Here is a 20,495-nt window from a genome sequence, read left to right on the forward strand (position 1 = left end):
TTACCCCCGTCTTAAAAAGATTGATTAGAAGTATATTCAAGATTAACTTGAAACTTTCCTGCTATTATATCATGAACAGATTGCAAATTGTTGTGAAAATTTTCCCCCATATCAATCCAATGAATGTCTTTCATATGACGGAACCAGGAAAGCTGGCGTTTTGCAAACCTTCTCGTATCTCTTTTCAGTAGCTCTACCGCTGCTTCCAATGAGCATTCTCCCTGTAAATATTGTGCAATCTCTTTGTAGCCAAGACCCTGCATAGCAACCGCTGCAGGCGGCAAATCTCTCTCAAGTAGTCGCCTCACCTCATCTACTAAACCTAGCTTCATCATCTCATCTATCCGCAGCTCTATTCTACGATACAACTCCGCACGGTCCATAGTCAAACCGATGATGCAAAGCTCATATGGAGATACCTTAGTTTGGCCGGCCTGCTGATCAGAGAAGGTTTGTCCAGTCATGTGAAAAACTTCCAGCGCACGGATGACGCGGCGCATGTCATTTGGATGCAATCTCTGCCCTGCTTGAGGGTCGATAGCAGCTAAGCGCGCATGCAAAGCTTCTGCGCCAAATTCAGCCGCATAATGCTCTTGCTCTTGCCGGAATGCAGCATCTGAACCAATTTCAGCAAACTGAAACTGATAACAAACGGACTCCACATATAAGCCAGTACCTCCAACGATAAACGGCAGCTTTCCTCGCTCCGATATTTCCGCGATCGCTTTCGTTGCTCCAGCTTGAAAATCAGCAGCGGAATACGCTTCATCCGGCTCACAAATGTCGATAAGGTGATGAGGAATGCCTTCACGCTCTTCAAGTCCGATTTTGGCAGTACCAATATCCATGCCGCGATAAACCTGCATGGAATCGCCCGAGATGATCTCCGCATTCCAGGCTTTTGCAATATCTAAACTCATTCGTGTCTTGCCTACAGCTGTAGGACCAATGAGGACTAGTAAAGGCTGCTTGCGATTCGGATGCCCTTCTTGATCTAACTGCGTATTGTTTATTTCTTCACTCAAAGCTTTATCACTCCATATGCAATTTTCGAAGTATTCACATGCTTGCGTTCAAATCCGAGTCTTGCAAATTCACCGCTAGCTTGATGCTCCTTTAGAACTACGCTTTTTCTTGCTACACGCTTCGCTTGCTCAATCACTTCATCCGACAAAGCGTCCATATTTGCAATGCCCCGAAGCGGCTCCATCGAGCTGGATTCGTTAATCGGTTTCCGGAACATAGGGTCAAAATAAACGATATCTACACTATTGTCAGGCAATCCTTTTAAGTATTCCAAATGATTCATGCACTTCATGTCAATACGTCTCATTGCCTCATTCACATCAGGAAGGCTTGTTTCATAACCAGCTAGACCCTCTCGAACGATAGCGCATAAGATGGGCTCGCTCTCAATAGCGGTAACAGCTCCTTTAGGACCAGAGGCATATGAGAACACAAGGGAATCCGAAGCAAGGCCTGCTGTGCAATCAATAATTTGATCCCCTTCCAAACATCCCGAAAGCTGGATAAGTGGATCAGTTTCACCGCGCCGCAGCCGTTTTACCCGTACATATGCCATGCTGGGGTGAAAATAAAGCGGCGTCTCTGATTGTCCGTCATAATAACGAACCTCTTCTTCGGTTACGACGATTAACTGACTATCATTGCTTAACGATAATAGTTTGTTAACTGTTAAGTTGCCGCGTGTTTTGAGCGAAGCGGCTAGCTCTTCAGAAAGCCGGCTTGCTTGCTCCAAAGCTCGTTCTGAAGGCTTAGCCGTCGTTGTAACAATCAAGACATCACCCGCTTGAACATTTTTTCGAGCTGATAGGTCGATAGATGCACGATGATTGGACGGCCATGCGGACAAGTATAGGGCTGTTTGCAGCTTGCAAGTCTTGTCAAGAGTGTCTCGCCTTCCTCACGGTTCATTCGATCATTTGCTTTAATGGAGGCTTTGCATGCGCACATAATGGCCGCCTTTTCCCTAAGCTTTCCAATATCAATCGTTTTTCGCTCGGAGATGAGCAGTTCTGCCATTTCCTCAAGCAAGGATTGCTCCTCGCCTTGAGGCATCCATTCCGGGTAGGAACGAACGAGAAACGTTTGAGGACCGAAGGACTCCAGCTCCACGCCTGCTTGCGAGAACATAGGAATAAGGTCCTTTAATTGCATCGCTTCTCCTGCTGTAAATTCAAGCGTCAACGGAACAAGCAATTGTTGGCTAGCTGCCTCAGGATTTCCGAATTTTTGAAAGAAATATTCATAATTGATCCGTTCATGCGCAGCATGCTGATCGATTAAATAAAGACCATCCTCTGATTGCGCTACGATGTAGGTGCCGTGGTGCTGTCCAATCCAGTGAAGTTCAGGAAAGGATGGTTGATCCTCAACTGTTTCTTCTTCTGATGGCAGCTCAGCGATCATGGCTTGAACTACTGGCGCCTGCGCCTGATCAAAAGGGTTCTCTTGCGGCACATCCGCCTGGTAAGCTCGAGCCTCAGCGAATTCAAGGGTCACAGCGGCTTCTTGAGCAGCGTTCTGTAACGAAGCAGAGTCTAAGGCTGTTTCAAGTGATTTTAGATTAGACTCCTGCTCCATATGCGCGGGAGCTTCACGGACGGTAAAGTTGTCAATAGGAAACGTTGGAGGAGGAGCATAAAGCTTCTCTGCCGCATTCCTAGGAACATACTCCCGATCAATAACCGGCGGCTTGTAAGGCGTCGATGATGTCTTATTTGTCGCTGTTGGTTGGTAAGGCTTAAACGATTCCGCCATGGGCTCAGGGCGATGGAAAGAAATCGCATCTTGAACGAACAACGGTTTTGAACGCTCCAGCTTATTGCTTGATTCTGGGCCGGGTATATGCCGCTGGCGACCTAACACCGCTTTAATCGCATCCTCTATCATCGTACGAAGCTCTGGTTCTTTACTGAACCTTACCTCCATTTTGGATGGATGAACGTTTACGTCGAGCAAGCTTGGATGCATTCCTATTTCTAATATCGCAAGCGGAAAGCGATTGATCGGCAGCAGCGTATGATAAGCCTGCAGCAAAGACTGATTAATCGTATGACTGCGAATGTAACGTCCATTAACGATTGCAGTAATCCCATTTCGATTCGCACGCGTGAGTTCCGGCTTCGAGATATAACCGCTTAGTTCGTAATCTGAAGTTTCTGCTTCGATCTTGAGCATCACCTTCGCCGTATTTGAGCCATAAACGGCCGCAATAACCTGAAGTCGATCGCCGGTTCCTAGCGTACGAAGCAGTACATTTCCGTTATGCTTGAACGTAAATGCAATGCCCGGATGAGCAAGTGCGATGCGGTTAATATAGTCGGAAATATGTCCAAGCTCCGTCTGAATTGCCTTCATATATTTAAGGCGCGCAGGTGTATTGTAAAATAAATCCCGCACGGTCATTTCCGTGCCCTGCGGCGCATTTGCTGGTTCATCTATGGTAACCTTGCCGCCCTCTATCACAATCCGGCGAGCAAGTCCTGTCGACGTTTCCGAAGAGGTGCACTGCAGCCTCGAAACAGCTGCAATACTCGGCAGCGCTTCTCCGCGAAAGCCGAGGCTCGCAATACGGAACAAGTCGCTTGCTGTAGAGATTTTGCTCGTCGCATGTCGCTGAAATGCAGTTACGATATCGGCTGCCTCTATGCCGTAGCCGTTGTCGATGACCTTTATAAGCGATAAGCCGCCCTCTTCAATCATAATATCGACCGTTGTACTGCCAGCGTCTACCGCATTCTCAACAAGCTCTTTGACGACTGAAGCAGGCCGCTCTACCACTTCTCCTGCGGCTATTTGGTTGGCTAGCTGCTCGTCCAATATATTAATTTTTGCCATGACGTTGCTGTTCCCCCTTTCACGAAACTAGTCATTTAATTTCGATTTCATATCGTTAAGCCACTGCATAGCTTGCATTGGCGTCAAATTAAACAAATCGAGCTTGCGCAATTGATCCGCAAGCTGCTCCGCTTTCGGATTCGCTTTCTTCCGCACGGGCTCTGCTTCCACAGCAGCTGCTGGCTCATCAAAAATCGATAGCTGTACCATTGCACTAGTTTCCTTAACTCGCTCATTGCGAGTGCTAGTATTGGAAAACACTGAAGAGTCCTCCGGTACTGGGTAAGTGAAACGATTGCTAGAAACAGCACTTTCAATGCCAGCTGTTGCTTTTGGAGCTTCATGCGCTATTGTCTCATCTAGCAGCTCATACGCTCGTCCAATGATCGATTGCGGCAATCCAGCAAGCTGTGCACAGTAAATTCCGTAACTAGTGCTTGCTGCACCTGGAATCAGCTTTCGTAGAAACGTTACATTATCGCCGCTTTCCTCAACCGCCATACGTGCGTTAGTCAAAGATGGCAAAGATTCCTCGAGATGCGCCAGCTCATGGAAATGCGTGGATACCAGTGCTTTGCATCCAATATGATGGTGGACGTACTCAATAACCGCTTGTGCGATTGCCATTCCTTCACCCGTTGAGGTGCCTCTGCCCAGCTCATCAATGATAACAAGGCTGTTCGCCGTTGCTTTCTCCGTCATTAGCTGGATATCCTTCATCTCAACCATGAAGGTGCTTTGCCCGCCGATAAGATCGTCAGCCGCACCGATTCGTGTAAAAATGCGATCAATTAACGGAATAACCGCTGACTTAGCAGGAACAAAACAGCCCATCTGAGCCATGATGCAAATGAGTGCGACTTGGCGCATGTATGTGCTTTTACCAGCCATATTAGGCCCTGTGATCAGGAGCATCCACTGCTCGTCCTTATGGAGCGCAGTACCATTAGAAATAAATGGCGTACCATCCATCATCGCCTCTACGACTGGATGTTTTCCATCCTCTATGTGCAGATCATAATTCTCAGTCACGCGCGGACGTGAAAACCGACGTTCAGCACTGACCATCGCCAGCGATTGGTAAACATCAAGCTCAGCGATAATGGCAGCGGCCTTCTGCAGCCGATGAAGGTGTTGCGATAAATGATCACGCAGCTCGATGAAACGCTCATACTCCAGATCGACCATTTTATCCTCTGCTTCGAGAATCAGCCGCTCCTTCTCTTTGAGCTCAGGAGTTACAAATCGCTCTGCATTAGCCAAAGTTTGCTTGCGCTCATATCTGCCTTCAGGCAAGCTTGATAAATTTGCTTTAGAAACTTCTAAGTAATAGCCAAAAATGCGGTTATAGCCGATTTTTAAATTTTTAATGCCTGTTGCCTCGCGCTCTTGACGCTCGAGCTCAGCCAGCCATTTTTTCCCGTTCGTGCTTGCCTCGCGCAGCTGATCCAAATAGTCATCATAGCCAGCTCGGATCAGTCCGCCTTCTCTAATGGTAACTGGAGGATCGTCGACTAACACGGTTTCAATCAGATCAGCTAAATCGGAGCAATTGTCTGTTCCGTCCACAAGTGCTTTAAGGACTTCTGAGCCAGACTGTTCACACAAAGCAGTCAACTGCGGAATGCGACGAAGCGAACTGCGAAGTGCATTTAAGTCGCGCCCGTTTGCGCTGCCAAAAGCTACTCTGCCGACAAGCCGTTCAAGATCGTAAATAGGCTGAAGCTCTGAGCGTATGTCATCTCTCAAAATTAAATTAAGGTATAAGGTCTCCACTGCATCCAAACGAGCTTCAACGGCAGCGCTGTTTAATAACGGTTTGTCGATCCAGCGGCGCAGAAGCCGCGCTCCCATTGACGTTTGTGTACGATCAAGCAGCCATAAAAGCGAGCCCTTCTTGTTGCGATCGCGGACCGTCTCGGTTAGCTCCAAATTTCTACGTGTATAGTGATCCAAAATCATATACTGATTCGGCTCATAGCTCGTTATCGAACGTACATGTCCAAGCGAGCGTTTTTGCGTCTCGTCCAAATAACCCGTAAGTACACTTACCGCCAGCAGCCGTGCTCCAGATATTTTGGCAAGCTCCTGCTCTCCGAACTGCTCAGCAAGCTTGTCCGCATCCATGGGCTCGCGGGCCGTTAGCAGCAGCTGCTTATTCCACACGGCTGCAGCCTGAACACGATCAAGCAATTCCTTGTCCCCGACCAGCTCCGATGGCTGATAAACATTGATTTCATCAATCAGCGCTTCGACATGCTCTTGGAAAGAGGTTACATAAAGCTCACCTGTCGATAAATCACAAGCCGAAAGCCCGAACAAGCCTTGGGAGCGAACGATCGCAGCAATAAAGTTGTTCGTATTTCCGTCAAGCGCCTTCGATTCCATAACGGTTCCGGGTGTAATGATCCGAACAATTTCGCGGCGGACAACTCCCTTTGCTGCTGCCGGATCTTCGACCTGCTCGCATATGGCTACCTTGTAGCCTTTGTCCACTAGTCTGCTAATATAATTTTCAGCGGAATGATAGGGTACACCGCACATCGGTATTTTTTGCTCGCCGCCGCCCTCTCGGCCTGTCAGCGTAATTTCTAGCTCGCGCGAAGCGGCTATTGCATCATCAAAAAACATTTCATAAAAATCGCCTAATCGAAAAAATAAAAAAGCGTCTTTCGCCTCTTCTTTTATAGCTAGGTATTGCAAAATCATTGGAGTATATCCAGCCATTCCGATCCTCCTCAAAAACGTAGGCAGCATGCTGCTCCGTATATGCTCAAATAATTAATATCGTTAATTACATGCGTGCGAGAATATAATCCTTTTGCGCCCATGCAGTAAACAGTAGATATTCATTATAACAAGCGGAACAGATGTGCGCCATAAGTGAAACGGCTTGTTGGTGGTTTTGTTTGTTTTGTGGGAGGCGGTTTGGTGGAGGGTTGTGGGAGTTAACTGCTGGGAGCTATTTAAAAGTGAGACTTCATGGGAGCGGGGTTTGTTGATGGTTACTAGTAGCATTGTATTTGTTAGCTGACTTCGGAGCGGAATGATAAAAATTTGTAACTGTATAGAGATGAGGTAACTTGTGAGGTGGGAGAAAGGAGTAGGTTTAACGGACACTAGATACGCTATTATGCTCATTTTTCCTTTATACGCATTACTAACGGACATAGAAGCCCTTGTTTAGCTCTGTGAGCTAGTTTATAGTTCCCTTTTGCTCAAATAGCGGAATGTATGTCCGTTAGGTTCAAATTTGTTCACGATTCCCCAAAATAGCGGATCGTATGTCCGTTAGGATGTGTGTTGTGACTATTGCGATGAGCTAACGGACATCAGATAAGCTATTATGCTCATTTTGCCAGTTTACGCATTACTAACGGACATAGAATCCCTTATTTGACTCCATTAGTCCGTTTTTAGCTCACTTTTGCTCAACTAGCGGAATGTATGTCTGTTAGAAGGTTTGAGGTGACTTTTGCGATGAGCTAACGGACATCAGATACGCTATTATGCTCATTTTGCCTGTTTACGCTTTGCTAACGGACATAGAATCCCTTATTTGGCTCCTGGAGCTAGTTTTTTGCTCTCTTTTGCGCAAATAGCGGAATGTATGTCCGTTAGATTCAAATTTGTGCTCGATTCTCCAAAATAGCGGATCGTATGTCCGTTAGGAACATACCAATGTTATCGCAAGCCGACACATTCGCTTCATACGCTGTTCAATATGGAGCTCAACTCCCCTTTCGAACCTCTTCTTGCAGCAACAGTAAATAACACATAATAAAAGACAAGTGCAGCGTGTACCGACGAGTTAATTAACACACTCAGAAGCAACAACTCAAACTAAAGCGACTTATAGATGCAACTTCACTACGTCTATCTTCTTAATCGCAGTCTCCATTTGACACGTATATCTGTGCTTTCATCCCAGGTCTTGCCTTTTCTTGCGGCATCAAACAATGGCTCGATGTATGGTGCGAGCTCAGAGTAGCTTGCTGTAGCCGCGAGTGCTGAAACGAGGCCATCCAAGCAGAACGCTAGTTCTGCGCGGTCGCCGGAATAATATGCTGCTACATAACGCTCCTGTAGGGACGGCATGTAGGATAGATTTTGTTCTTCACGGGCGCATATAAGCGCGAGCGCGAAGGAGGCTTTGGCTGCCGCAGGCGATACAAGCCAGCTCGGCAGCGTGCGGTATTCGAACCCGCCATGCGGCTGCAGACGGAAGTCTCCAAGGGTTCCATACCTTGGACGGCGGGCCCGTCCTGCGGGGTCCTCGACAAGTGCGAGCGGGAATGCCGCGTAGCTGTCCAGTAAGCGGAGCAAGCGACTCGTCAGCGGCGCTCCGCTAAGATGAATGTGCCCGCCGAGCGCAAGCCCCGGCACGGGCATAGCTCCAGCGGCCCAGCGCAGCGCCGGGTCGCTGATGCGATCGGCGGCGCGCAGCAGCAGCCGCCGCACATTCGCGGCAAGCGCGGCCGGGCTATCGGCCGGCTCGGGCCGCAGCTCGGCGACGGGATACAGCAGCCGTCGCCCTACGAGCAAGGCGTCGGCACCGGCTGCCCCGCCGACGCCAGCTCCAAAAAACCGTGACGCCGACGCGATCTTCCCCGCTGGCGTCACAAGCACAAACTCAGGATCGGCGCCAATAAGCAGCTGCTGATCCACAGTCTCCGCTCTCGCCGCGGCATGCCACGCGGCGAATCGCCTTAGCGAAGCAGCCTCCAGCCTCGTGTCCCTCAGCTTCGGCCAAGCATCACGGACGGCTGTTCGCCCGTCCCCGCCAAGCCACACCTCGGCCTCGCCAATATCGAGGCCAAGTGCATATAGTGCCGCTACAGCGGTACGCGCCACTCTTCGCAGCGCTGGATCATCAGGCCAACCGCCGCTGATTGGCAGCAATGACTTATACGGCATCACTTTCCCCGATGCATCAATTCGCAGCATTTCGACGGGCTCCAAATGGACGACGCTGATGCGATACAATCGTTCACTCTGAATAGCAGGACCGCCGCACAAGCCAGCTCGGCGCCAAATGCGCTGTTTCTCCGAATCAAGCAGATTTGTGGCAATGTGACCGTTGACATTAAGAATCCACATCCCTGTGAAACGGCTGCTATCGATTGTGCGGGCGTCTGACCATGCGAGCACAGCATCCCCTGCTCTCACTGCTGACCAGTGCTCGGCATGCAGCGGCTGCCCATTGCGCTCGCCTGAGGTATGCTGCTCGTTGGCTTCGTATGTAATTTTCTCCAGCCGATCGTAGCTGCCCCGCCATATCCACGTCGAAGCCATTGCTTTCCCGCCTTTAAACTAGGGATGTATACATAAATTTTCGCTTTTTTTATAATTTCAAAAAAAAAGAGGGCTTTCGCCCTCGAATTTACCGCTCGCGCAGCATATGATACCTTGACAGCAAAGCTTCCCGGCTTGCTTACAACTCATCGTCCAGCAGATCTGGATCCAAATCCTCATAATCATTATCGCCGAGGCTGAACTCCAAATCCTTGCCGTCCAGGTCGTCGCAACCGCCTGGAAGAACCGCTACACAAACCTTAGTCTCGGCGACTAGCTCTACCGAAAACTCACGCTCTACACGAATCACGACGCCTGAACCATTCGAAGAAATATTCGCTTCGATACAGTTTGGCTCCTGAACTACCTCGGCTGACACTTCCACCGTAGAAGGCCGATGTTTCGGGTCTACATAGGATAGATTGACATGCTCGACGTAATGCACGGATTCCTTAGCTACGTCTGTTTGCGAGTTTTTGCTGTACGAATACCAAATGTTGATATCGTAAGTACCAATTACCTCAATGCCGTCGCCCGAACGAACCGCTTCATACTGATGGTTGATGATCCATGCTCCCAGAATACTGGTTGGATTATGAGGCGGCGTTACGGTATGGGTTACAGTGGAAAACTTACGACCTTTGCCGCAGACAGCTTTCGTAATTATTTCTCTGTATTGTAGCTGTTTATCTGCAATAGTCATTGATTTAACCTCCTCCATACAATCATTCATTTAAAGTGTATGCAGGACATTCGTCTAGGGTGACTGTTTATTTTCTCGAAATATAAGATTATATAAGTTTTATACTTATAGCGATCCATATAGATCACTGCGGAACGGATGCTAGAGCCGCCTGACGCCCGGAAATAGCCGTTACGCTTGAAATATAAGAATACATAAGTGCCACACTTATAACGATGCTTATATTTCTCAGCTAAACGTATGCTGTGCCGAAATGGCTTGCAGAACTGCTTGCGATTGATATGCATGCGATTATAGCTTTTATCTCTACAATCACGCTCGCATATGTGCGCAAAACGATAGTTAGGTTTGCCAATGTCGCCACAGCCGTTTACGCTAGAAATTCAAGCGGTTATAGCTTAAAACCTATAAGCCACTCGTATTTCAACGTGATACGATAGCTATGTCTACGAATGCCGCCACAGCCGCATACGCCAGAAATTCATGCAATTACATTATTACGCCATAATCGCATTTGAATTTCTAGGCGGTACAATAGCTATGTCTACGAATGTCGCCACAGCTATTTACGCTTGCCTCGCAACGAATTTTTCCCTTTACATTCTATGGTCGAAGTTCGGACGTCATGACTTTTCTTTTTTTTAATCGCTTCGCGATGCCTAAATACCGTTCAAGTTCTCTTAAAAGCATGAGCAGCGAAGCGCGAACCTCGAACTCGTCTCTTGTTTTTGGCAGCTCCATCGCTTGAAATAATCGAGACAGCTCTAGCAGCCGTTCTCCAACGCTGCCTTTATAAACATCTGATTTCACATCGCTAGACAGCTGATCAAACAAATCTGCGATCATAATCGCTTGAGGAAACTTTTCATATACGAAAGCAAGCTTAACCATCATTTGCTGGATGGATTCAAGCTGCTGACGTCTCATTTCAAAATAAGTGGACCAATATTGCTCTTGGCCCCAAAGCCGATTTTCGCGATTGCGAACGGAGCGCTGGGCTCCTTCCTCAATCGCGTTATAGGCTTCCAAAATTTCGCCGCCATTCCATATATGCGATGGATCGCGCAGCGTCAGCGACATTTCTTGAAAGATGACGGCAAAGTTTTGCTCAATTGAAGAACGAAAGAAGCTAAGTTGATGCTCATCCTTAGGCATATAAATGATGTTCACGATGGTTGCCCATCCCAAACCTGCAAATAAGAGCATAATTTCGTTTCCAATAATGTCGGTTGTCACCTCTGCCCGATTGAAAAGGTGGAATACGATAACCGAGCTTGTAACGATGCCATCCTTCAATTGGAAGCGCGACAATATTGGAAAAGTAATGAGAATGAATATAGCAACTGCCCAAATGTGAAAACCAAATACAGTAAAGATAAGCGAAGCAAAAAAAAGTCCGAGCACAGAAGCGATAAATCGCACAAATGCGCTCTTAATCCCTTTCATCCTCGTCACTTCAACGCCAAGTATGGCAAGAATGCCGGCGCCAAGCGGCGGCTCCAATCCGAGATAGACTGCGGTATAAATGGCTGCAATGGCGGCCAACGCCGTTTTAATAATACGAATGCCCATGAAATAACCTCGCGTTAAGTAGGATTTATTTCTACATCCTACCGCTCGCGCCAACCCTCAGTCAACTTTCTCTCCAGCATTGCAACTAATTGATACATAACCGTAGCGACTACAGCGATCACAATCAAGCTTGATAGCACTAGTGTGAAATTGAAGACTTGGAAGCCATATATGATTAAATAACCTAAACCTAGCTTTGCGACGAGAAACTCACCAACGATGACGCCGATCCAAGCTAGCCCGACATTAACTTTCAACGTTGAAATAATGACAGGAAAGGAACCCGGCAAAATGACTAGCTTGAATAATTGCAGTCTAGAAGCACCAAACAGCCTTACGACCTTAATATAACCGGTGTCAATCTCACGAAATCGATTATAAATGTTCAATATCGTTATAATGACAGTGATCGATAGCGTAATGGCAACGATCGACATAAAGCCTGGTCCAAGCCCAACGATAAAAATAGGTCCAAGCGCCACTTTTGGCATACTATTGAGTACGACCAAATAAGGATCGAATACACGAGATAGAAATGGGAACCACCATAGCAAAGCGGCAATCGCAGTGCCTAAAATCGTACCGAGCAAGAAACCTACGACGGTTTCTGTCACGGTCATGCCAACATGGGGCCATATGGAGCCGTCCGCCATCGTCTTCCAAAGCTGTAGAAACATCTTGGAGGGATAGCTGAACAGCAAGGGATCAATCCAATTTTTGCGACCAGCTGCTTCCCATAGACCAATAAACAGGAGCAGCAGCACAAACTGTGTTGTGATGACCGCAGCTGTAATACGCCGTTTGTGTTCTTTGAACCGAGTGTGCAGCTCGCCCATCCAAGTCAGGCGATCCTCTTGAATACCCGATACAGCAGCTTTACCTGTTTTGTCCTTATTCAATATATCCTGCCCGCTTCGTTCATCCACCATTTCCACCCCCTTCCATGTCGTCCTCATCAAGCTCCTCCCATAAGCGATCAAACAATTGTTGAAAGTCTGGGAGCTTGCGAGCCGCCATCGGGGTTGCTTGACGAATCTCTTCCGGTATTTCCACTTCACATCGAATATGTCCGGGGTTTCTGCCTAGCACGATAACACGGTCACTCATTGCAGCAGCTTCTGCCAGATCATGTGTGACAAGAACCGCTGTTTTGCCAAGTCTCTTCAATGTCTGATGAACCAAGTCCTCGAGTTGGAGCTTGATATGAAGATCAAGTGCTGAGAAAGGCTCATCGAGCAGAAGCACTTCCGGCTCTGTAGCTAAAGTTCTTGCAAGTGCGACTCGCTGCCTCATCCCGCCTGATAGCTCATGAGGGTATTTGCGCCCGGATTCCGGCAGTCCAAGCTCAACTAACAGCTCATCTACCGCTTGAAGCGCCTTTTCTGATTTGCGTCCGCTTATTTCAAGTCCAATTGCGGCATTTTCTTTGATAGAACGCCATGGAAATAAATAATCTTGCTGCAGCATGTAGCCTACCTTGGGCGAAGGTCCCACAACCCGCTCACCATTTAGCAGTACTTGCCCCTTAGTCGGTGGAAACAAGCCAGCTAACAGACTAAGCACCGTTGTCTTGCCGCAGCCGCTAGGACCAACCAAGCTGATAAACTCCCCGCGGTTAACTGTCAGCTCAATTTGTTCGACCGCGAGGGAGGCTCCTTTTTCATTCACATATACATGTGATAATTGCTGCAGCTCAAGCACGGGTACATCCATCATGCCTAAGCCTCCATTTCATGCCGGCAGTTATTTCACTGCTTCAATTGCTTTTTCGGCAAAGCTAGTATCTACAATTTCACTATGCTCGGTACGCTTCTGAAGTTCTCCCGCGCTCGTAATAACGTCAAGAAGGTTGTTCCATTCCCCTTCATCAATGATCGGATCTGTAGCGAAGGAGCCTTGTTTTTTGTAACGGTCAATGGAGCTGATAAGAATATCGCGATCCACATTTTCAAAATATGGCAGCACTACATCGGCAATTGCTTCTGCATTGTTGTCCTGAACCCAGAGCTGCGCTTTATGAACTGCGTTCGTGAACGATTGAATAGCTTTTTTGTTTTTGTTGATATAGCTTTTCTTAGCCATAAACACCGTGTAAGGAAGGTGACCGCTTTCCTCACCGAACGACGCTACCACATGCCCCTTGCCTTCCTTCTCAAAAATCGAAGCTGTCGGTTCAAATAGCTGGACATAATCGCCAGTACCCGATGCGAAGGCTGCAGGTATGTTTGCAAAATCAACGTTTTGAATCAGCTCCAAATCCGCTTTCGGATCGATGCCAAGTTTCTTTAACGCAAACTCCCCCGCCATCTGCGGCATTCCGCCTTTTCTTTGGCCAAGGAATACTTTTCCTTTTAAATTATTCCAATCGAAGTTTGCATCAGCCTCTCTAGCTACAAGGAAAGTACCATCGGTTTGAGTCAATTGGGCAAAGTTAATAATCGGATCATCCGTCCCCTGCTGATACACATAAATGGAAGTTTCCGATCCAACCAATGCAACGTCGATCGCATTCGAGAGCAATGCCGTCATCGTTTTGTCACCGCCCGGTGTAGTCGTTAATTCCACATCGAGCCCTTCCTCTTTAAAGAAGCCTTTCGCGACAGCTACGTATTCTGGTGCATAAAATAATGAGCGCGTTACTTCGCCGATACGAATCTTCACATTGCCTGAATCGCCTTTCCCGCATCCAGCAAGTACACTTGTCATGACTAGCACTGAGGCGAGCAGCATCGTCAATACCATTCGTTTTTTCATTTTTGAGTCCCTTCTGCAACTATGCGTTTAATAAATGTACTTCAGCCTATGCGCTTTAGCGAAGGGCGGTGAATACATGCACAAAAAGAAGGCTGCCCTTTATCGTCATTGGACGATTGGACAGCCTTCTCATCTTGTTATTAAATTTAGCTGCTTATTACAGCTTGTAGATGTCAGTATATTTTTTCGTTAAATAAGCAACCAAATACTGTGGATCAAGCGGTTTGCCAGTAACGCTCTGGATAAGCTCAGATGGCGTTCTCAGTTTGCCGTATTTGTAAATGCGCTCGCTAAGCCATTGCTTAATCGGCAGTAAATTCCCTTTTTCTACACTGCCCCAGAAACCTTGTAGATCACGCTCCATCGTATCTGCGATTTGTGCTGCATACATATTGCCAAGTGAATAGGAAGGGAAATAACCAAAAGCTCCACCTGACCAGTGAACATCTTGGAGAACGCCTTCTGCATCATTTTGCGGAGTCACGCCTAAATACTCTTTGTATTTTTCATTCCAGATAGCTGGAAGATCTGCAGCTTTCGCACCGCCATTAAATATAAGCTTCTCAATCTCATAGCGGATAATGATATGCAGATTATAAGTCAGCTCATCTGCTTCTATTCTAACTAACGATGGCTGCACAACATTATTCCCACGATAAAATTGATCAACGCTCACATCAAGCTGACCAGGAAACCGTTGTTGAAGCTCGCCGAAATAACGATTCCAGAAAGGTCTGCTCCGGCCAATAACATTTTCCCAGAAGCGGGATTGCGATTCGTGAATACCCATGGAAGTTCCGGTGCAAAGCGTTGTGCCGATAAGCTCTTCCATAATATTTTGCTCATACAGCGCATGACCGCCTTCATGAATTGTACCGAACAATGCGCTTGTTACATCGTCCTCCAAATATCTTGTCGTAATTCGAACATCTCCGGGATTAAGTCCTGTGGCGAATGGATGAGCGCTCTCATCGAGCCTGCCTGCTTCAAAGTTGTAGCCCATTTGCTCCAATATGTATAGACTAAATGCTTTTTGAGACGATTTATCATAGTTTTGCTTCAGAAATGAAGTATCTGGCTGATGCGGCGAGTTTGCGATCGCTGCTGCTAGTGGTACGAGCTGCTCGCGTAAACCGCCAAACACTCGGTCAAGTTCAGCAACGGTCATGCCCGGTTCATATTGATCGAGAAGCGTATCATAACGAGTCTCTTTCGGTCCCCAAAGATCAATAAATTGATTCGTATAGGAAATGACCTTCTCCAAATAGGGCTGGAAGCTTGCATAATCATTGTTTTCCTTCGCTTCTTCCCATTTGCTTTCGGATTGCGAGGATAACACCACATATTCTTGATAGAGCTTCGGTGGTATTTTGATGCTGCGATCATACTCCTTGCGAGTTTCCGCAACTAAACGCTGATCGATTTCGCTAAGCTCTGTATATACAGAACGATCCTCTAGAATGGACAGATTTTCTCCAAGCTCAAGTGATGTAGCCAGCTTAAAATGGTCGCCAGATAGTACGCCTATGACTTCTGAACGATTGTCCATTCCTTTGCGCGGAGCGCCTGTGCGCAAATCCCAATATAGAACTCCGAGTGCTTCCTCATAGCTCGAAATTTTGCGAATGGTTTCTCTGAAACTTTGCAGAGCTTCCGTATGTTTTGTAGACATCATTGTTCCACCTTCCTGCTTCGTTTTTACATTGATTATGATTCATGGGATCTTTACTTGATCTTACTTATTCCAATCCTTATAATCATCTTAAACCTGCAAGACATCCAGTGCAAGAGATAGAAAGAGAGGAAACCATATGCATATCATTTTTTCCAAAGCAGCTACTGATCGGTTAACTCCTTATTTAAAAGAGGGGAAAAACCAATTAAAACTGCTTCATGATACAGAAGGATGCGGTTGTGTCGTTAGCGGCGTTCCTGCCCTTCAGTTGATTAGTGAGCCCACGGTGGACGACAAACTCGCACAAGGCGATCCTTTGCCCTTCTATTATGAACCTCGCCATGAAATATATTATGAACCCCAGCTGCGTGTTGATTACAATGAGGAACGAAGCAGCTTTAGTCTCAAGAGCGACAGCCAAATCTATACGGTAAACCTTCGTTTTCTAAGCGGAGGAGCAGCATGAACAAAATTGATGAAATTTTAAATTACAATAAAGAATTTGTTGAGAACCGGAAATACGAGAAATATTCCACGAGCAAATATCCAAACAAAAGAATGGTCATCGTTACTTGTATGGATACAAGGCTGACAGAAATGCTGCCCAAAGCTATGAATCTCAAAAATGGCGATGCCAAAATCATTAAAAACGCTGGTGCTATCGTAACCCAGCCTTTTGGCAATATTATGCGTAGTGTCCTTGTCGCCTTATATGAGCTGCAAGCTGACGAAGTATTTGTCGTTGGCCATAGCAATTGCGGGATGACTGGTCTCAACCCTGAACTCATCATTCAGCATATGGAAGAGCGAGGCGTCTCCAATGAGACGATTACAACCTTGAAGCATTCAGGTCTTAATCTGATGCGCTGGCTGACTGGCTTCGACAACGTCAGAGACAGTGTTCTAAACAGTGTAAGCATCATCCGCAATCACCCCCTGCTGCCTGCTAATATTTTAGTACATGGATTGATTATTGATTCCGAAACTGGTGAACTAGAGCTTGTAGACGCTGCAACGCCTCAATTGTAAACAAATAAAACGGGAACACAGCGGTTAATCAATCATACCGCTACGTTCCCGTTTTTTTGCTTCATAAGCTGCAAGTCTTGCTGCTATCACATCGGATCTGTCTCTCTTTGAATGCCTGTGAATGATTGCATCATCATCTAATGGGCTCGTAGCTCCCCAAATCAATCCTCTTTGGTCACACATTTGCTTACACAATAAAATGACGTCTTCGTTTACAATTTGCAAATTAATATCTGTATAGGGAGTTACATCCTCTGCCTGCAAATAAATCAATCTTGCACTTAATTGCATCTGCAAGCTGTTCTTACCTAAACCAAGCTCATCAAGCGGTGCTGCAGTCAGTCTGCGGTCTGCTTGCGTTAGCATCTTGACTGCACCGCGAACATTGCCTCTGCGCTCGTGATAGAGGCCAACAGCCAGCTGAATAAGTCCGACCCAAGTATCTGCAAATCGATCACCGGGATTCTCTTTCCAGTACTCCTCCAGAAGCTCGTGACATTCGAAATAATCTCTGGATGCATGGAACTCCACTAAATAAGCAATATACGCTTTCGGAAAAGAAATCATAAAAACCTCCAAATGACTTGTTCCAATCGAATTCATCGTTTCATTTATAATAAAAATATTAGCATATGTCGCTTATACTTTCATACATTTAAACCAATCCTATAGAAATAAATGAAACCATCATGTCTATTAGGCGTATATTATCTATGTTTGTAAAGAATGTATTAAAGATATCAGGAGGAGAACACACAGATGAAAAAGGGATTCATGGTCATGCTGGCACTCACACTATTCATCACACTAGGTTTCGGACAGTATGCCGATGCAAAACCACGAGGCGGAATGAAATCTCCGAAACAAAGCGTTACGCAAAACCCTAAGAAATCGGATAACGTTAATCAATCGAACCCAGGCAAGAAAGCTGGAGCAACTACTGGCGCTACAAAACCTGGATTTTTTAGCGGCGGCGGCTTGATGAAAGGCCTAATGATTGGCGGTTTGGCAGGCTTGATGTTCGGCGGTTTGTTCGCGGGCATGGGCGCATTCGGTAATATTCTTGGTCTAATGATTAATTTAATGGCTATCTTCGCCATCATCATGCTCATTCGTGTAGCATTCGTATATCTGCGCAGCAAGCGTAACCCGCCAGATCAACGGAGACCCTACTAATCGTGCGCATCTATACAGATGAGATTATAAACGCTATCTGCCTTCATATGTCTGAACGACGGGGAGTTAACCCTACCGATGTGGAAGTGCAGCTCTCATGGGAAGAAGAGTATGGGTATACGGCCGAGGTTTGGGTGAAGGGCCGCAGCCAGTACATCATTGAAGCGAATATCCTCGAGGCTATCGAGCAATATATGTTCACACAATATAATCGGCGCGTTTTCCGCTCCAACATTACGCTCGATGCGGATGAAGAATTTTGGGCAGACATTTCCGATTAGCATAAAAAAAGCATCCAATAGCTTGCATTATCTTACGGATAAGCAGCTAGCGGATGCTTTTTTTTGTGCTGAAATATGCTCTCCCAATAATTACTAGAGAAATATTAATAGATTTCCAGCAACATCCTCGTCCTCCCTGCGTCTAATCATTAGACTAGAGAGGAGTGTATATGACAAATCTATGAGAAAAAAAATGAGTACAGCGCTGCTTTTGCTTTTCTTTTGCCAAACAATCATGACAGCAACGGCAGGCATTGCAGATGCTGCAGCAAATCAAATGACAAAATTCCGTGTTTATCAAAATGACCAAGTGCTCCGTGAGTTCACTACGGAGGCGCAAGCGATTTCCTATGCCGGGAAATTCGGTTACAGTCATGTCGAGAAAATTGCCGATCGTGCTTGGGTATGGGATAACTTCCCTCGTTACAAGGTTTATCAGAACGGTCAAACTCTCCCAAAATGGGAGTTTAGCACTTACAATCAAGCATTATCTGTTGCTAAAAACCTTACAAACGTACATATCCGTGATCTTGAAAACATTGGCTGGAGTTATCAATCTTACTCCAAGTTCAAGCTTTATCAAGGCGATAACACTCGTGACAATTGGTCCTTCCTTACACTTGCTGCCGCTAAGCAGGAAGCCAAAAAATGGGGCAATGCCCATGTAATCGATTTAACAACGAACAAATGGGTTTGGGGAAATCAGACAGCTGCACAAACTAAAGCACAGCGCGCTGCTGCACCCGTCTATCAAATTACTGTGGATGGGGCACCTGTAGAAGAGTTACCGCTTTATTCCTACCTTCTCGATGCTATGAATGCCTCATATTCCATTTCTGGCAGTCAGGTATTAAATACAGCAACGAGTAAGATCGTTCATTCGAATGTACCCGCTTATTTAGTAAAACAAAATGGTGCCGTGGTAGGCTCTTCTATTAGCTTAGATGGGGCTGTACAGCTTGCGAAAAAAACACCAAATGCAGAGGTTACCTTCAATGAGAAAGTATATTGGTCCGGTATTCCTTATTTAGCCGTTTATCAAGGCGACAAAAAATTAAGAGCCTTTAATACAAAGACTGGTGCAATTGCGTATGCGAAGGGTTTTGCGAACAGCACCGTTCAAACGAGCGAAGGTCGTAAAATTTTCAGCAATACCAAAAGCCTAGTTTATATGGGATGGAATGGCAGCGCAACAAGCGCAACGATTATCAGCCATGTCGCTAATACGCAAGGATTGTCGATTGACTCCCCTACTTGGTTTGAGCTCTCCGCTGCGGATGGCTCAATGATCGACACTTCAGATCAAGTAGTCGTAGACACTTTCAAAGAACAAGGAATTAAGGTAATGCCGCTCGTTCACAATCAATTTAACAAAAAAATGACGACGGAGTTTTTAAAGAACAATACCGCCCAGCAAGCATTCATTAAGACGCTTATAGCGAAGCTTACTCAGCTCGGTGTTGCAGGCATCAATCTTGATTTCGAAGAGGTCGCTGGAACGGATCGGGCTGCCTATACCGCCTTTGTTACAGCACTTTCTAAAGCCGTGCATGACAAAGGTATGCAAATATCTATCGATTTGCCACGCGGCAGCTTAAGCTGGAATGATAGAACCGCTTACGACCATACCGCTCTTTCGGCGGTCGTCGATACAATTATCATTATGGCTTATGATGAGCATTGGAAAGGAAGCGAGGTGCCTGGTTCTGTTGCTGGCCTCAACTGGGTTGAAGAAGGCGTTAAGCAATTTTTGAGCTATGGCATTCCGCGTAACAAGCTTATGCTTGGCATTCCTTTTTACGTACGCGAATGGAAGCTTGACAGCACGAATAAGCTAGTCAGCAACCGTGCCATCTTTATGAAGGAAATTCCTAAGCTTATTGCAGATACGAACGCTCAAGGTGAGATGGACCCGGAATCTGGACAGATGAAATATAAGTATACCAAAGACGGCTTCACCTATTTATTCTGGGCTGAAACCGAAAACACGGTCAAAGCTCGTATCGATATAGCCAAAACTTACGATTTGGCTGGCGTTGCAGCATGGCGCCTCGGTTATGAAAGCTCTGATTTGTGGACGATGATGCTTCGCAATAAATAATATGAATAGCCCCATTCTCCTATGGAGAATGGGGCTATTATTCATTTA

Annotated in this window: 17 protein-coding genes; 5 read left to right on the forward strand and 12 right to left on the reverse strand. The window is 46.4% G+C overall.

Annotated elements, in window-relative coordinates:
- Positions 1–11 precede the first annotated feature (11 nt).
- From miaA to AC0VYE_RS18425, 11 genes are all read right to left on the reverse strand, one after another.
- On the reverse strand, positions 12–1,025 hold the full coding sequence (miaA, locus tag AC0VYE_RS18375) for a tRNA (adenosine(37)-N6)-dimethylallyltransferase MiaA (RefSeq protein WP_475442501.1): 1,014 nt from the start codon (positions 1,023–1,025) through the stop codon (positions 12–14).
- Positions 1,022–1,798, reverse strand: coding sequence for a class I SAM-dependent methyltransferase (locus AC0VYE_RS18380; protein WP_076265796.1), 777 nt, complete (start codon positions 1,796–1,798; stop codon positions 1,022–1,024). Before AC0VYE_RS18380 ends, miaA begins: the two co-directional genes overlap by 4 nt.
- Positions 1,795–3,861, reverse strand: coding sequence for a DNA mismatch repair endonuclease MutL (gene mutL, locus AC0VYE_RS18385; RefSeq protein WP_475442502.1), 2,067 nt, complete (start codon positions 3,859–3,861; stop codon positions 1,795–1,797). Before mutL ends, AC0VYE_RS18380 begins: the two co-directional genes overlap by 4 nt.
- A 27-nt stretch (positions 3,862–3,888) precedes the next feature.
- Complete coding sequence (gene mutS, locus AC0VYE_RS18390; protein WP_475442503.1) at positions 3,889–6,588, reverse strand: DNA mismatch repair protein MutS; 2,700 nt, start codon at positions 6,586–6,588, stop codon at positions 3,889–3,891.
- 1,149 nt (positions 6,589–7,737) lie between these two features.
- On the reverse strand, positions 7,738–9,156 hold the full coding sequence (locus AC0VYE_RS18395) for a putative amidoligase domain-containing protein (protein WP_475442504.1): 1,419 nt from the start codon (positions 9,154–9,156) through the stop codon (positions 7,738–7,740).
- A 139-nt stretch (positions 9,157–9,295) separates the two neighbouring features.
- Positions 9,296–9,859 carry an outer spore coat protein CotE gene (locus AC0VYE_RS18400; protein ID WP_076265792.1) on the reverse strand — a complete coding sequence of 188 codons (564 nt, stop codon included), beginning with the start codon at positions 9,857–9,859 and terminating at the stop codon, positions 9,296–9,298.
- Positions 9,860–10,462: 603 nt separating this feature from the next.
- Complete coding sequence (locus tag AC0VYE_RS18405) at positions 10,463–11,431, reverse strand: aromatic acid exporter family protein (RefSeq protein ID WP_076265791.1); 969 nt, start codon at positions 11,429–11,431, stop codon at positions 10,463–10,465.
- Positions 11,432–11,469: 38 nt separating this feature from the next.
- Positions 11,470–12,267 (reverse strand): ABC transporter permease, encoded by a 798-nt coding sequence (locus AC0VYE_RS18410; protein ID WP_339209630.1) that lies wholly within the window; start codon positions 12,265–12,267, stop codon positions 11,470–11,472.
- A gap of 82 nt (positions 12,268–12,349) precedes the next feature.
- The gene (locus tag AC0VYE_RS18415; protein ID WP_076265790.1) at positions 12,350–13,147 is read right to left on the reverse strand and encodes an ABC transporter ATP-binding protein; all 798 of its coding nucleotides are present in this window, start codon (positions 13,145–13,147) and stop codon (positions 12,350–12,352) included.
- A 27-nt stretch (positions 13,148–13,174) separates the two neighbouring features.
- Positions 13,175–14,185, reverse strand: coding sequence for an ABC transporter substrate-binding protein (locus AC0VYE_RS18420; RefSeq protein WP_475442505.1), 1,011 nt, complete (start codon positions 14,183–14,185; stop codon positions 13,175–13,177).
- A 157-nt stretch (positions 14,186–14,342) separates the two neighbouring features.
- Entirely contained in the window at positions 14,343–15,857 is a 1,515-nt protein-coding gene (locus tag AC0VYE_RS18425) for a carboxypeptidase M32 (protein ID WP_475449636.1), read from the reverse strand.
- Between the two features lie 139 nt (positions 15,858–15,996).
- Between AC0VYE_RS18425 and AC0VYE_RS18430 the strand changes: the two genes are divergently transcribed.
- Together AC0VYE_RS18430 and AC0VYE_RS18435 are read left to right on the forward strand one after the other, a co-directional pair.
- The gene (locus AC0VYE_RS18430) at positions 15,997–16,326 is read left to right on the forward strand and encodes an iron-sulfur cluster biosynthesis family protein (protein ID WP_076265787.1); all 330 of its coding nucleotides are present in this window, start codon (positions 15,997–15,999) and stop codon (positions 16,324–16,326) included.
- Positions 16,323–16,889 (forward strand): beta-class carbonic anhydrase, encoded by a 567-nt coding sequence (locus AC0VYE_RS18435; protein ID WP_441882522.1) that lies wholly within the window; start codon positions 16,323–16,325, stop codon positions 16,887–16,889. The genes AC0VYE_RS18430 and AC0VYE_RS18435 overlap by 4 nt, the downstream gene beginning before the upstream one ends.
- A gap of 24 nt (positions 16,890–16,913) precedes the next feature.
- On the opposite strand, the gene AC0VYE_RS18440 is transcribed toward AC0VYE_RS18435, so the two are convergent.
- Positions 16,914–17,456 carry a DUF309 domain-containing protein gene (locus tag AC0VYE_RS18440; protein WP_475442506.1) on the reverse strand — a complete coding sequence of 181 codons (543 nt, stop codon included), beginning with the start codon at positions 17,454–17,456 and terminating at the stop codon, positions 16,914–16,916.
- Positions 17,457–17,648: 192 nt separating this feature from the next.
- On the opposite strand from AC0VYE_RS18440, the gene AC0VYE_RS18445 reads away from it, so the two are divergent.
- The 3 genes from AC0VYE_RS18445 to AC0VYE_RS18455 all read left to right on the forward strand — a co-directional run bounded on the left by AC0VYE_RS18445 (position 17,649) and on the right by AC0VYE_RS18455 (position 20,447).
- The gene (locus tag AC0VYE_RS18445) at positions 17,649–18,065 is read left to right on the forward strand and encodes a hypothetical protein (protein ID WP_076265784.1); all 417 of its coding nucleotides are present in this window, start codon (positions 17,649–17,651) and stop codon (positions 18,063–18,065) included.
- A gap of 2 nt (positions 18,066–18,067) precedes the next feature.
- Positions 18,068–18,346 (forward strand): YxcD family protein, encoded by a 279-nt coding sequence (locus tag AC0VYE_RS18450; protein WP_076265783.1) that lies wholly within the window; start codon positions 18,068–18,070, stop codon positions 18,344–18,346.
- A 193-nt stretch (positions 18,347–18,539) separates the two neighbouring features.
- Positions 18,540–20,447, forward strand: a complete 1,908-nt coding sequence (locus tag AC0VYE_RS18455) for a glycosyl hydrolase family 18 protein (RefSeq protein ID WP_475442507.1) — start codon at positions 18,540–18,542, stop codon at positions 20,445–20,447.
- Positions 20,448–20,495: the final 48 nt, after the last annotated feature.

The sequence above is a fragment of the Pristimantibacillus sp. Z349TD_6 genome, assembly GCF_056173205.1.

Bases quoted from the DNA above. Each gene is read 5' to 3' on its own strand.
- mutL (WP_475442502.1), bottom strand. From the start codon at position 3,861: ATGGCAAAAATTAATATATTGGACGAGCAGCTAGCCAACCAAATAGCC.
- mutS (WP_475442503.1), bottom strand. From the start codon at position 6,588: ATGGCTGGATATACTCCAATGATTTTGCAATACCTAGCTATAAAAGAA.
- AC0VYE_RS18395 (WP_475442504.1), bottom strand. From the start codon at position 9,156: ATGGCTTCGACGTGGATATGGCGGGGCAGCTACGATCGGCTGGAGAAA.
- AC0VYE_RS18400 (WP_076265792.1), bottom strand. From the start codon at position 9,859: ATGACTATTGCAGATAAACAGCTACAATACAGAGAAATAATTACGAAA.
- AC0VYE_RS18405 (WP_076265791.1), bottom strand. From the start codon at position 11,431: ATGGGCATTCGTATTATTAAAACGGCGTTGGCCGCCATTGCAGCCATT.
- AC0VYE_RS18410 (WP_339209630.1), bottom strand. From the start codon at position 12,267: ATGGGCGAGCTGCACACTCGGTTCAAAGAACACAAACGGCGTATTACA.
- AC0VYE_RS18415 (WP_076265790.1), bottom strand. From the start codon at position 13,147: ATGATGGATGTACCCGTGCTTGAGCTGCAGCAATTATCACATGTATAT.
- AC0VYE_RS18420 (WP_475442505.1), bottom strand. From the start codon at position 14,185: ATGAAAAAACGAATGGTATTGACGATGCTGCTCGCCTCAGTGCTAGTC.
- AC0VYE_RS18425 (WP_475449636.1), bottom strand. From the start codon at position 15,857: ATGTCTACAAAACATACGGAAGCTCTGCAAAGTTTCAGAGAAACCATT.
- AC0VYE_RS18430 (WP_076265787.1), top strand. From the start codon at position 15,997: ATGCATATCATTTTTTCCAAAGCAGCTACTGATCGGTTAACTCCTTAT.
- AC0VYE_RS18435 (WP_441882522.1), top strand. From the start codon at position 16,323: ATGAACAAAATTGATGAAATTTTAAATTACAATAAAGAATTTGTTGAG.
- AC0VYE_RS18440 (WP_475442506.1), bottom strand. From the start codon at position 17,456: ATGATTTCTTTTCCGAAAGCGTATATTGCTTATTTAGTGGAGTTCCAT.
- AC0VYE_RS18445 (WP_076265784.1), top strand. From the start codon at position 17,649: ATGAAAAAGGGATTCATGGTCATGCTGGCACTCACACTATTCATCACA.
- AC0VYE_RS18455 (WP_475442507.1), top strand. From the start codon at position 18,540: ATGAGTACAGCGCTGCTTTTGCTTTTCTTTTGCCAAACAATCATGACA.